This window comes from Aureibaculum koreense, from assembly GCF_034296135.1.
GTDB lineage: Bacteria > Bacteroidota > Bacteroidia > Flavobacteriales > Flavobacteriaceae > Aureibaculum.
Window position 1 is genome coordinate 203477 of the sequence record NZ_JAXKVV010000001.1, and the last position, 12451, is coordinate 215927.

General features: G+C 34.4%; 14 protein-coding genes. 3 read left to right on the forward strand and 11 right to left on the reverse strand.

Annotated elements, in window-relative coordinates; genetic code table 11:
- Positions 1-10: 10 nt before the first annotated feature.
- From UMM65_RS01010 to UMM65_RS01025, 4 genes are read right to left on the reverse strand one after another with little or no spacing between them, the layout of a single operon-like run.
- Entirely contained in the window at positions 11-1120 is a 1110-nt protein-coding gene (locus UMM65_RS01010) for an efflux RND transporter periplasmic adaptor subunit (protein ID WP_321974592.1), read from the reverse strand.
- A gap of 48 nt (positions 1121-1168) precedes the next feature.
- Positions 1169-2431, reverse strand: a complete 1263-nt coding sequence (locus tag UMM65_RS01015) for an ABC transporter permease (protein WP_321974593.1) — start codon at positions 2429-2431, stop codon at positions 1169-1171.
- A gap of 18 nt (positions 2432-2449) precedes the next feature.
- Positions 2450-3679 (reverse strand): ABC transporter permease, encoded by a 1230-nt coding sequence (locus UMM65_RS01020; protein WP_321974594.1) that lies wholly within the window; start codon positions 3677-3679, stop codon positions 2450-2452.
- Between the two features lie 2 nt (positions 3680-3681).
- Positions 3682-4368: an ABC transporter ATP-binding protein gene (locus tag UMM65_RS01025; protein ID WP_321974595.1), complete on the reverse strand. Its 687-nt coding sequence runs from the start codon at positions 4366-4368 to the stop codon at positions 3682-3684.
- A gap of 97 nt (positions 4369-4465) precedes the next feature.
- Here UMM65_RS01025 and UMM65_RS01030 point away from each other — a divergent pair, with 97 nt between their 5' ends.
- The gene (locus UMM65_RS01030; RefSeq protein WP_321974596.1) at positions 4466-4876 is read left to right on the forward strand and encodes a thiol-disulfide oxidoreductase DCC family protein; all 411 of its coding nucleotides are present in this window, start codon (positions 4466-4468) and stop codon (positions 4874-4876) included.
- A gap of 7 nt (positions 4877-4883) precedes the next feature.
- Here UMM65_RS01030 and UMM65_RS01035 read toward each other — a convergent pair whose 3' ends face one another.
- The gene (locus UMM65_RS01035) at positions 4884-5735 is read right to left on the reverse strand and encodes a sulfurtransferase (protein WP_321974597.1); all 852 of its coding nucleotides are present in this window, start codon (positions 5733-5735) and stop codon (positions 4884-4886) included.
- Between the two features lie 116 nt (positions 5736-5851).
- Complete coding sequence (locus UMM65_RS01040) at positions 5852-7156, reverse strand: dicarboxylate/amino acid:cation symporter (protein WP_321974598.1); 1305 nt, start codon at positions 7154-7156, stop codon at positions 5852-5854.
- 166 nt (positions 7157-7322) lie between these two features.
- On the opposite strand from UMM65_RS01040, the gene UMM65_RS01045 reads away from it, so the two are divergent.
- Together UMM65_RS01045 and UMM65_RS01050 are read left to right on the forward strand one after the other, a co-directional pair.
- The gene (locus UMM65_RS01045) at positions 7323-7961 is read left to right on the forward strand and encodes a DUF937 domain-containing protein (protein ID WP_321974599.1); all 639 of its coding nucleotides are present in this window, start codon (positions 7323-7325) and stop codon (positions 7959-7961) included.
- A gap of 120 nt (positions 7962-8081) precedes the next feature.
- Entirely contained in the window at positions 8082-8390 is a 309-nt protein-coding gene (locus UMM65_RS01050) for a DUF6787 family protein (protein ID WP_321974600.1), read from the forward strand.
- Between the two features lie 49 nt (positions 8391-8439).
- On the opposite strand, the gene UMM65_RS01055 is transcribed toward UMM65_RS01050, so the two are convergent.
- From UMM65_RS01055 to UMM65_RS01075, 5 genes are all read right to left on the reverse strand, one after another.
- Entirely contained in the window at positions 8440-8772 is a 333-nt protein-coding gene (locus UMM65_RS01055; RefSeq protein ID WP_321974601.1) for a DUF2853 family protein, read from the reverse strand.
- Positions 8773-8895: 123 nt separating this feature from the next.
- Positions 8896-9210: a hypothetical protein gene (locus tag UMM65_RS01060; protein ID WP_321974602.1), complete on the reverse strand. Its 315-nt coding sequence runs from the start codon at positions 9208-9210 to the stop codon at positions 8896-8898.
- Between the two features lie 169 nt (positions 9211-9379).
- The gene (gene folE, locus UMM65_RS01065) at positions 9380-9976 is read right to left on the reverse strand and encodes a GTP cyclohydrolase I FolE (protein ID WP_321974603.1); all 597 of its coding nucleotides are present in this window, start codon (positions 9974-9976) and stop codon (positions 9380-9382) included.
- Positions 9977-10350: 374 nt separating this feature from the next.
- The gene (gene msrA / locus UMM65_RS01070; protein ID WP_321974604.1) at positions 10351-11001 is read right to left on the reverse strand and encodes a peptide-methionine (S)-S-oxide reductase MsrA; all 651 of its coding nucleotides are present in this window, start codon (positions 10999-11001) and stop codon (positions 10351-10353) included.
- A gap of 66 nt (positions 11002-11067) precedes the next feature.
- Positions 11068-12414: a M28 family peptidase gene (locus UMM65_RS01075; protein ID WP_321974605.1), complete on the reverse strand. Its 1347-nt coding sequence runs from the start codon at positions 12412-12414 to the stop codon at positions 11068-11070.
- Between the last annotated feature and the right edge of the window lie 37 nt (positions 12415-12451).

Below are 12451 nucleotides of genomic sequence, written 5' to 3' on the forward strand. Positions count from 1 at the left end.
GTTAGTAATTTTAGCTATTTTCTGGCTCATCGTCTTTTTTAGCCATTTTATTCCAAACTTTAAGTTCGTCATCCGCAGTTATTCCACTTAAAATTTCAACATTTATACCATCTGAAATACCCGTCTTAATATCTCTTCTTTCAAACTTGTCTTCTCCAGTTTTTACTTCAACATAAGGTTTTTCCGTTTTCTTATCAAATTGCAATAAGGCCTCTCTTATAGAAAGTACACTGTCTTTTTCCTCTAATATAATTTCGGCATTGGCACTATATCCTGCTCTTAAAAAATAAGAGTCATCTAATGTCACATCTGCTTTAATGGTAAACTGCACCGCTCCACTTTCTTCGGTACCTTTCGGGGCAATAAAGGTTAATTTTGCAGGAAATTTTTTGTCTTCAACTGCACCTAGTGTAATCTCTAAATCAATATCTTTTTTAATTTTACCAACCTCGGCCTCATCAACTTGGCCTTCAAAGATCATTTTGTTCATGTCGGCAATAAAAGCAATGGTAGTCCCTGCATTAAAATTGTTACTTTCTATAACTTGATAACCTTCCTTTACTGGAACCTCAAGTACCATACCTGAAGTTGTAGCCCTAATATTTGTATTGGCTGCTCCGCCTGATCCCGCATAGCCTTTTCTTATGATTTGGTAATCATTTTGTGCATTTTGTAAATCTTGCTTAGCTTGATTATAGGCCAATTCAACGTTTTCAAATTCAGACCTAGAAATAACGCCTTTATCATATAATCCTTTATTTCTGTCATATGAGATTTTCGCATTGTTCAATTGAATTTGAATACTTCCTATTCTTCCCCTTGCATTACTTAACGATTGTTCGTTAGGAACAACCCTAACCTTTGCTATTAGGTCTCCTTTTTTAACTTTTTCACCCTCCTCAACAAAGATTTTGTCAATAATGCCTGAAATTTGAGGTTTTATCTCTACTTCTTCAAGTGGAGTTACCTTACCTGTGGCGACAGTCTTCTTTACGATATTGGTTTTAAAAGGCTTTTCAGTATCAAATTCGATAACGGATTTGCTATTCATTTTACCGAACCAGATTAAAACTGTCACAAACGCTAGAGCGATTACACCAAATATAATTTTTTTCTTCATTTTTATTTTATTTTCAGTTGGTTGATTATTTATACTTATTTAAATTTATTATTCTTCTCTTAAGGCTTCAATAGGTCTAATACTTACCGCCCTCTGGGCAGGTATCATTCCTATGAGCGTACCAAAGGTTACTAAAGCTACAACCGCTCCAATTGCTATTGGGATATTTACAGTTGGGTTTACAAACGGAAATCCATCGCCCCCAGCTAATGTGCTGTTGATTATCATTAAAACAAATCCGGCAAAAATAATTCCTAAAATTCCCGCTATTAGAGTTAAAAAAACAGATTCTAACACAATTTGCCCTTTTACTTTGCTTGGAGTAGCACCTAAGGCTCTTCTTATACCAATCTCTTGAGTTCTTTCCTTAACGGTAATTAATAAAATACTACCAATAGCAATAACCCCAGCAATTAAAGTTGACAAACCCACAAACCATGTTAAAAATTTTATACCTTTTACAAAACCCGTAATTTTACCAAACATTTCCCCAAAATTGAACGAACCAAAAGCTCTATCGTCTTCTTGGTTTACATTATGTCTTCTTCGTAAAACTGTTTTTACAGCTTCTTCAACCTTAAGAATATCAGCATCTTTATGTGCGGCAATTACCATCCAACCTATATTGTCTCCTGTGTTATTTATCTTTCTAAAAGTTGAAAAAGGCATGTATATGGAATCATCACTTTCAAAGCTGCCTCCAGTTCTTTCTTTATAAACACCAATTATTTGAAAAAAGCTTCCATTAATCTCTATAAAATCACCAACCGCTCTTTCATCATTTTCAAATAGCTCATCAACTACTTTTTCTCCGATAATGCAAACCTTTTTTTCTTTTTCAATGTCATTTTTATTTATAAACCGGCCATCTAATAACTTAACTTTATTAACCTTGTCCAAGATGGGATAATCTCCGAAAACTTTATAGGTTTTTGCATTCGCTTTTCTTTTTACCTGAGCGGGCGGCCCTCCAAAAACACCTTGCACATTACGCGGTGCTACAAATTCAATTTCAGGTACTTGTTTTTGAATTGCTTCGGCATCTTGTATTTTTAAGCGTAATTGCCTGCCTCTTTGAAACCCTTTGTTTGGCATACTTGTACTTTGAGCCCATAAAAAAATACTATTAGTAGCCAGGTTGCTAAACTCTCTATCGAAGCCATTTTCCATACCTCTAGCAGCCCCCAATAGCGTAATAAAAAGAAATATACCCCACAATACACCTATTACGGTAATAGCAGTTCGCAATTTACTTTTCTTTATAGAACCGAAAATTTCTTGCCAAGTATCATTATCAAAAATAAACTTCATTTTTTCTATTAATTCAAATTAGTCGTCACTCAATGCCACCACCGGCTTAATTTTTGCAGCTCTTCTCGCAGGTATATATCCGGCTAAGGCACCAACAAAAATTAATATAACGGTTGCCCAAACAATTGTACTCGTATTTACTTGTGGGTTGGTAATAAAATAATCTTCCAAATTATTCCCCATTCTACTCAAGGCAAATATTGCAATCAAAATTCCTATATATCCTGCAATGGCAGTAATAAAAATGGACTCTTGTAAAATCAACCCGACAATAGAACCGGGCGTTGCACCCAAGGCTTTACGTATTCCTAATTCTTTGGTTCTTTCTTTTACAACAAAAACCATGATATTTCCAATTGAAATTGCCCCCGCAAACAAAGTTCCGATACCTATCCATAATACTATCATTTGCAGCACGTTGGCAAGCTGCATATTTTGTTGGTAATTATCAAATACGGAACGAACAAATATGCCACTTCTATCGTCTTGGGCAATAAAATGCTTTTCTTTTAAAATGCGAGTTATATCTACTACTACTTTTTTAGCACCCGATACACCAAGAGCCTTATTAAATGTTAAAACAATCTGATCAATATCATTAGTGTTTTTATGTATGAGCTGTATTGTTGAAACTGGAGCATAAATGTTCCTTTCTTCCTCGTCACTACCTTCATCTTTAAAAATACCAACAACTTTATAAGTTATTCCGTTTAGTTCTAAAAATTTACCAAGTGCATTCTCTTTTTTAAATAAATCTTCTTCAACCAACCTCCCAATTACAACAACCCGAGTTTTATTTCTAATATCGTTACCATCAATAAATCTTCCAGATGTAATTATAGTATTCTCAATAAACTGATGATCGGGATGCACGGATCTAATAGTATAAGCACCAGATTCGTTTTTATTTCTAGCTTGAACGCCTTTATAAACTCTGGCGGATAAGTATTCTATTCTATCCCCTAATTCCTTTTCTAACAATTCTAAATCTTCATTTTCAAATTGAATTCTTCTGCCTTCTTTAAAACCTTTATATGCTTTTGAAGTATTTCCAGGGCTTATAAAAATGGTATTAGTTGCATCATCAGAGAAAAATTTATCAAAAGTATTTTTTAATCCATTACCCATACCAAAAAGTACGGTAAAGATAAAAATACCAAGAGCTACGGTAAACGCCCCTAGAAACGTTCTAAGCTTATTTTTATTAATTGATTGAAAAATTTCTCGCCAACGATCTATATCAAACATGATTATGCGTTTTGCAATTGAAGTTCATCACTCATAATTACACCGTCCTTTAACCTTACAATCCGTTTGGTTTGTTCGGCAATATCTTCTTCATGGGTAATTACCAAAATGGTCATTCCTTCGTTGTTAATACCTTTAAGTATTTCCATAACAGAACCCGAAGTTGTAGAATCTAAGGCACCAGTTGGCTCATCTGCCAAGATAACCTTAGGATTGGTAACTAATGCCCTTGCAATAGCCACACGTTGTTTTTGTCCACCAGACATCTCACTAGGTAAGTGATTTGCCCAAGCACCCAATTCCACTTTTTCCAAATATTCCATTGCTATCTTTTGTCGGTCTTTTCTGCCCACACCTGCATAATATAGAGGCATTGCTACATTTTCTAACGCCGATTTATAATTAATCAAGTTAAAAGACTGAAAAACAAAACCTAAAAATTTATTGCGTAAAACAGCGGCCTTTTTTTCATTAAGTTTTTGAATTAACTGACCATCTAAAATATATTCGCCCTCATCATGCTCGTCCAACAAACCTAAAATATTCAACAAGGTAGATTTTCCAGAACCTGATGAACCCATAATAGAAACGAATTCCCCTTCCTTTATAGACAAGTTCAATCCTTTTAATACATGCAATTTATCTTTACCTATAGGATAGGATTTATGAAGATTTTTAATTTCGATCATTTGGTTAATTTTAATACTAAATTAAGAAATCGGTTAAGCAATTTCTGCCAATGTTTCGTTAAAAGACGAATCTAAATTCATTTTGTAACTTTACTCAATGAAATTTTTAGAAAATAAATCAATTGTTCTATTTGATGGTGTTTGCAACCTGTGCAACAACGTTGTTCAGTTTATCATTGAACATGACAAAAATAAGCATTTTTTATTCGCTTCTTTACAATCTGACGCTGCCCAAGATATTTTGTTACACTTTAATAAGAAAAATTCTGATTTTGATTCTGTTGTCTTAATTGAAAATGAGAAAATATTTGAAAAATCAAGTGCTACTTTAAAGATTGCCAAGAGATTAAGTGGTATTTGGAAATATAGTTATGCCTTAATAATAATTCCAAAATTTATTAGAGATTTTTTTTACACAATTATCTCACAAAACAGATATAAATGGTTTGGTAAAAAAGAGGATTGTATGATGCCTACTGCCGCCTTAAAGGCAAGGTTTCTGGATTAAATTCAAACTATTTCTCAATCGGTAACTCATGCAAGCTCCCCCATTCTGTCCAAGATCCATCATATACGGCTAAATTCTTATAACCTGCAACTTCAGCTCCTAAGGCTAAAATACAAGCCGTAATACCTGAACCACATGAAAAAATTATTTGGGGCTTCCTCCCGGTTATCAAAGAATCAAATTTCCGAGTTAAATCCTTCTTTGGCAACATTTTTTCATCATTTAAGAGTTTGTTATAAGGTAAATTCTTTGAATTAGGTATATGCCCGCTTCTCAAACCTGCCCTAGGTTCTGGCCTTAACCCTTTGAATCTATCATCAGAACGGGCATCTAAAATGAGTTTATTATTATCTGAAATAGCATCTAAAACTTTGCGGTAATCGTAAATATAACTTGGCTGATAGTTAGATTTAAAATTCCCTAATTCGCCCTTATAAGCTTTAATTTTCTCACAAGGATAACCAGCGTTTTTCCATGCGGGGAGTCCGCCATCCAACACAGCAATATTTTTGTGACCCATAGTTTTAAACAACCACCATGCACGTGGACTTGAATATATGCCATGTTGATCGTAAACTACAATAGCACTATTTTTATTTATACCTAATTTTCTCGCTTCTATTTCAAAAATTTTTGGACTCACTAAAGTATTAGGGAAAGGTGCCTTATTATTTGAAAATACATTTTTTATATCAAAAAAACGAACATTTTCAATTCCATCATTTCTAGATAGTTCAGTCTCCTTTTGCCCCACTTTTGGGATAGTGGCATCTAAAATAACCAGATTTGGAGCTAAACGGTTTTTATATAACCATTCTACAGAAACCAACGGTTTTGTTATTTGTAATTGGATATTCATAATAAATATATCTCACAGATAAAAATAAGACATTGAGCCTGTAATAAATACTAAGAACACAATTGTTCCGTCCAGTTTACCAGAGCAACTCTGAACTCAAAACTCTGAATTCAGAACTACTTTTTAGGATAATCATCATCCCAATCTTTAACCTCTGGGTCACCCAATTTATCAACGGATTTAGCTACGACCATAGCAACAGTAGCGTCACCAGTAACATTTACAATAGTTCTGCACATGTCTAACGGTCGGTCAACGGCAAAAATCAACGCTAACCCCGCTTCTGGAATCCCAGCTTGTGCCAATACAATAACCAGCATAACCATACCAGCACCTGGAACGGCGGCACTTCCTATTGATGCTAAAGTTGCCGTAGCCACAATACCCAATTGTGTGGCAAAATCTAGATCCATACCAAAGGCTTGGGCAATAAAAACAGCCGCCACAGCTTGGTACAAACTGGTTCCATCCATATTAATGGTGGCTCCTATTGGCAATACGAAACTAGCCACCTCTTCTTCAACCCCAATATGTTCGGTAACACGCTCCATTGTAACTGGTAAAGTGGCTGCACTTGAACTTGTTGAAAAGGCCAATAATTGTGCTGGAGCCATATTTTCCATAAAAGATTTTGGACTTCTTTTCGTATAAGAAAACATAATAAGATTATACACCACTATCATTAAAGTTAATCCGGCCAAAACAGTAATGGCATACCAACCTAAAGCTTTAAACAAATCTAAACTCGGCGATTCCACTACCAATGCGGCCAGTAAAGCAAAAACACCATAAGGAGCGGCAAGCATTATAATATCTATCATTTTTAAGATTACCTCATTAAAGCCATCAAAGAATTTTTTAACAGGTTCCGCAGTTGCTTCTGGTATTAGAATCAATCCTATTCCAAAAAAGATAGCAAAAAAGATAACTTGAAGCATACTGCCATTATCGGTTGTTGCTTTAAAAATATTGTCCGGCACTAAATCTTCTAATGCCTGTAAAGGACCACTTTCCTTTTGTTTTTGAGCATTTTCTTGTACTTTGGCAGCATCACCACTATAATTTTCCACCATTTCCAATCTGGTTTCTTCTGTGATAGAACTGCCCGGTTTTATTAAATTAACCAAAACCAACCCTATAGATACAGCAATAACAGTAGTTACTAAATAAATCCCGATGGTTCTCCCTCCCATTTTAGAGAGTTTAGAAATATCTTTAAGGTCAGATACCCCTTTAATTAACGACCCTAAAATCAAAGGCACCGCAATCAATTTTAAAGAGTTGATAAACATATTGCCAAAAGGTTTGATCCAATCTTGAACAAGTTTACCACCGCCTTCAATATTTGCCATCATCCATCCGAAGGCAACGCCAATTACCATCCCTATTAATATTTGCCAGTGCAATGCTATTTTTTTCATACGTGGTTGGGTTTAAAAATTTTTGAAAGATATAAAAAACTAAGGACAAATCTAAAATTAGCTTCTGTAATAAAGACCCTCTAAACACAATTCAGTTTTTAAATTTGTGGTTAGATAATAAATTGTATATTGTAAACCAATTTTTAATAACCAATTAAACAAAAAAATGGCAAACTTATTAGATTTATTAAACAGTGATTTAGGCAAGACCTTAATCAATGGTACAAGTCAGCAAATTGGTGCTGATAAAGGTAAAACAGCTTCTGCTATTAGTGCGGCATTACCTTTAATTTTAGGGGCAATGAAAAATAATGCTAAAACACCTGAAGGAGCATCTGGCCTTCTAAATGCACTTAACAATGATAAACATAGTGGCGGAGTTTTAGATAATTTAGGAAGCATATTAGGTGGAGGTGGAATAGATGATGATGTGTTAAATGACGGTGCGGGAATTTTAGGTCACGTATTCCGCGGAAAAGAACAAAATGTGGCAGGTGCGGTAAGTAAATCAAGCGGTCTGGATATGGGTTCTGCAATGCAAATATTAAAAGTTGCCGCTCCTTTTATAATGGGTGCTTTAGGTAAGCAAAAACGCCAGCAAGGTGTGTCGGATACAAATGGCCTAGGAAATCTACTGGGCGGAATGTTAGGTGATGACGATCCACAGGAACAAAGTATGATAGAAAAATTGTTGGATGCCGATGGTGATGGAAGTGTAATAGATGATGTTGCCGGGATGATTTTAGGCGGTGGAAATAAAAAAAGCGGTGGAATTGGTAGTATCTTAGGAGGTCTATTCAAATAATACCAAAAACAAATTACAATTTAAAAGCTGAGTTTTGACTCAGCTTTTTTTATTTGTTAAATATCTACTTTACTGAATTTTTAACCATTAATTTTGCGGTTTAAAAATTTTCAAGAAAACATGTTCGATAAATTAAAAAAACGTTGGGGTATTTCTTCCAATTTACAAATAGTAGTTATACTTATTGTATTTTCAATTACCGGTTTCACCTCTTTGTTTATTGCAAAACCTATTTTAGATTTAATTGGCTTACCTCAAGAAACCACTAACCCATGGATATATAGACCTTTGAGAATTTTACTAATTTTTCCCTTTTATCAGATACTGATTTTAATTTTTGGGTGGCTGTTCGGCCAATTTGATTTTTTTTACAATTTCGTAAAGAAGTTTTTAAGTAGAATAGGGTTCAAATGGTTGTTTAAGCAATAAAAAAAGCCTTCTTTTCAGAAGACCTTTAATGTGTTTTGTTTTTAAATTCTTAGCTCAATTCTTTTTGAACCATGTAGTAAAAAGCAACCCTATTCTTTTGTCTGATACCTGACATTTTATCAGCTACTTTGCTTACTGCAGCTTCTCCTTTACTTTTATCGGTTATTCCTAATTTTTTTTCTACAAAATTCTTTCTAACCGTCTCTAATTCGGCTGGATCGGTACCTGAAACTAAAATAGCATCTTTATTATCAACAATTAATTTCATTCTTCCTACTAAATCATCTAGTAGAGCGTTGTCAATATTAGAAACACCTGATTCTTTTAATTGAGACTCCGCTTGGGATTTTAGTTTAGCTAACTTTTCTGCTAATTCACTCATAATAATATAAATTTTTGGTTATTAAATTGGTTTGCGTAAACAAACTTTATTGCACTATGCAATTAGCTTACTAAGTTAAAAAAAATATTGTTAATGAAATTGTAAAGTTTAAAAAATTTAAACTTAATCCTTTTTGATTACATATTTATAAATCCAAGTTAACGTAAATGTGGGGATAAAATCCAACCCGGGAATAATTTCTTCTATAAAAGATACCATACCTCCAATTTTTCCAACTGCCCCTTTATACATTTTATAAATTAACATTGCGGAGATAGGTGCCCAAATAACATCACTGAACTCTCCAATTAAAGGCAAGGTAAAAGATAACATTCCTATCGCGTCGAATAAAATACCTAGTGCTAATAAGCGATATTTGCCTGATTGACTTTCGTCATGGGCTTGCGGTTCTATAATTTCTGGTTCTATTGTGTTCATAATTTGTTTATTTACTATTGTTATAGCAATAAAAATGCCAAAGATAGTCGGTGGTCTTTGGTCGATGGTCAGAAATTCTTTTTAAATAAAAAATCTTTTGTCTTTTTTTTTGATTAAAATACAGAATATCATTATTGTAGTAATATTTGCAAATTATAAAGTTGTTAAATTACGACAACTTAGAACTTATCAATTTTAAAAACTCATTTCTAGTTTCCATATTCTTAAATGTGCCCCTAAATGCTGAAGTTGTGGTCACCGAATTTTGCTTTTGTACACCTCGCATCATCATACACATATGTGAAGCCTCAATTACAACCGCCACTCCTTGTGGCCTAAGAACGTTGTTAATCGTATTTACAATTTGATCGGTCAGTCGTTCTTGAACTTGCAAACGTCTTGCAAAAATATCAACAACACGCGGTAATTTGCTCAGTCCTACAATTTTACCATTAGGGATATAAGCAATGTGAGCTTTGCCAAAAAAAGGCAAAATATGATGCTCACACAATGAATATAGCTCAATATCTTTTACAATAACCATTTCGGAATAATCTTCATCAAACAAAGCTGATTTTAAAACTTCTTCCGCATCCATTTCATATCCAGATGTTAAGAATTGTATTGCTTTTGAAGCCCTTTCAGGTGTTTTTAACAAACCATCCCTACCAACATTTTCTCCAATACTCGTAATGATGGATTGATATTTTTGTTTTATTTCTTCCGTTGTTTCTATATTATCTTCTTCAAATGTACCGTTTGGCATGAGTCTAAATTTTTGAAATGGAAAGATATAAATAATTAAATGATTGAAAAATTAAAATACAGATTTGTTTCAACTAAACTAACAACTTCAGGGTATGATTTCACTTATTACTTAACCGTTGAAGATTCCACCATGCAGTCAGTGGGATTATCCCGATGGCTATCTGGACGACCAACAAATTTCAACCAGACTAATACGCTCTTGAAAAATCCAATTTAAATGATAATGAGATCCCGCTATGCAGCGGGATTAGTTCGACTAGCAAACTTAAATTCACAGCTTCGCTGTTTTTAAGTTTGAGTCTCACTAAAAAAGAAAGATTTGCCAGAAACGAGTCCCGACAAATCTTTCAAACCAAAAATCAACCAAATTTTTTAACCTTTTTTGAGCTTATCTTTATATTGCTTTTTAAATTTTTCTAATTTCGGATTAATAACCGCTCTGCAATATCCTTGATTTTTATTGTTATTATAATAATTTTGATGATAATCTTCGGCTGGATAATAATTATTTAAAGCCGTTATCTCCGTTACAATTGGGTCATCAAAAATATTTTCTTTTTCCAAGGCTGCGAGCATAGCTTCGGCAGCATTTTTTTGTTCTTCATTATGATAAAAAATAGCCGATCGATATTGTGTACCCACATCTGCTCCTTGCCTGTTCAATGTTGTGGGATCATGCGTACTAAAAAAAACTTCCAATAATTCGGTATAAGAAATAACCTTAGGGTCAAAAGATAATCTGATTACCTCAGCATGACCCGTTGTACCTGTAGTAACTTCTTTATAGGTTGGATTTTTAACTGAACCTCCAGCATATCCGGACTCAACTTTGCTGACACCTTCCAATTGCTGAAAAATAGCTTCTGTACACCAAAAACATCCATTACCAAAAGTTGCCAACTCATTACCTTCCATAGCTTCATGATTAATAACTAATTTTGGATCTTCTTTTTTTTGTTCCGCTTTTATATTACACGAAAAAAAACTGATTATAAAAATTAATAAAACACTCTTGTTTATCATTTAGTAAATTTATTAAGTAAGACGACACTGAGTTAGTAACATTACAGCCTTAAGAAAACTTTAACATTAGTCTCTTCCGATTAATTTATTAGGGAATTGCACTAAACTTTCCGCTCCGTTTTTACCCACACTTGCAACACCAAATAAATAGTTGTCAATAACAATATTTTTTAATGTGTAATCAGTTAGTTTGCCAACAAAACGACTATGTTGCCACTGGGGTGATGTAGTATCTCGCCAATACACTTTATATCCCAATAAATTATCATCTTCAACGGCATCCCATTGCAACTGGGTTGAAGGTTGAACCGCTCCACCAATTTTTAGATTTTCAGGAGCCAAAGGTGCAGACGCCAACGAAGCCAACGTTAGAGCGTTTACCGCAGTGAGTTTAGCGGCATAATCAAAATTTACGGATTCTATAACATCTCCGTATTTTATACCGTTTTCAGTACGTAGGTCTTGATGTTGCTCGTTATAATTTTCATGGGTTTCCATAATCCGTACTCCTGTAAATCCGGCATCGTTAAAAGGTCGGTGATGTCCGCCCCTACCAAATCTATCTAATCTGTAAATCATAATAGCATCTAAATTGGTCATATAATCATCCGTGATTTTATCGATATATCGTGCCAATTGTCGTGATGGACCATCAACTTCACCACCATAATAACGCATCGCAGCTCTTTCTCTGTCGGTTGTTTCCATGGAAATGGCCTCAGAAAAAACCCTAAACGTACTGTTGTCAACAACACCGTCAATGCCTTTAATATTACCGATCATGTCGTTATTTATTACTCCAATAATATTCCAACCCTCATCTTTGGCAATTTTTGCCATGTGCTGGCCGCCATATAAACCCTGTTCCTCACCAGAAAGCCCCGCATAAATTATAGAAACGGGAAATTTGTTGTTGGTCAAAATCCTAGCCGCTTCTATAGTTCCTGCCATTCCAGATGCATTATCGTTAGCTCCTGGAGAATCTGAAGTAAAATTGTTGGCATCCGAAACACGTGAATCAATATCGCCAGACATAATTACATAACTGTTAGGATATTTTGTACCACGTTGAATTGCGAGGACATTAACTATCTCGACATCTTTAACAATTCTCCTGTCGTTCTTCGGCACCAGATTACGTTGATAACTAACCTCCAAACAGTTATTACAGTCTTTTGAGATATTATCAAATTCCGATTTTATCCAACGTCGGGCGGCACCAATACCACGGGTTTTTGAAACGGTATCTGACAAAGTATGTCGCGTTCCAAAATTGACCAATGTTCTAATGTCCTTTTCAATGCGTTCCGCGGATGGTGCAGTAGCAATTTCAGTTAATAGTTTGGAAATATCGCTTTGGGCGGAAGATAACGTTGAAATTAACAATACCATAATGGGTAATAATGCTTTCATAATATTATTGATTGAAGTTGTAATTATTTCGTTATTT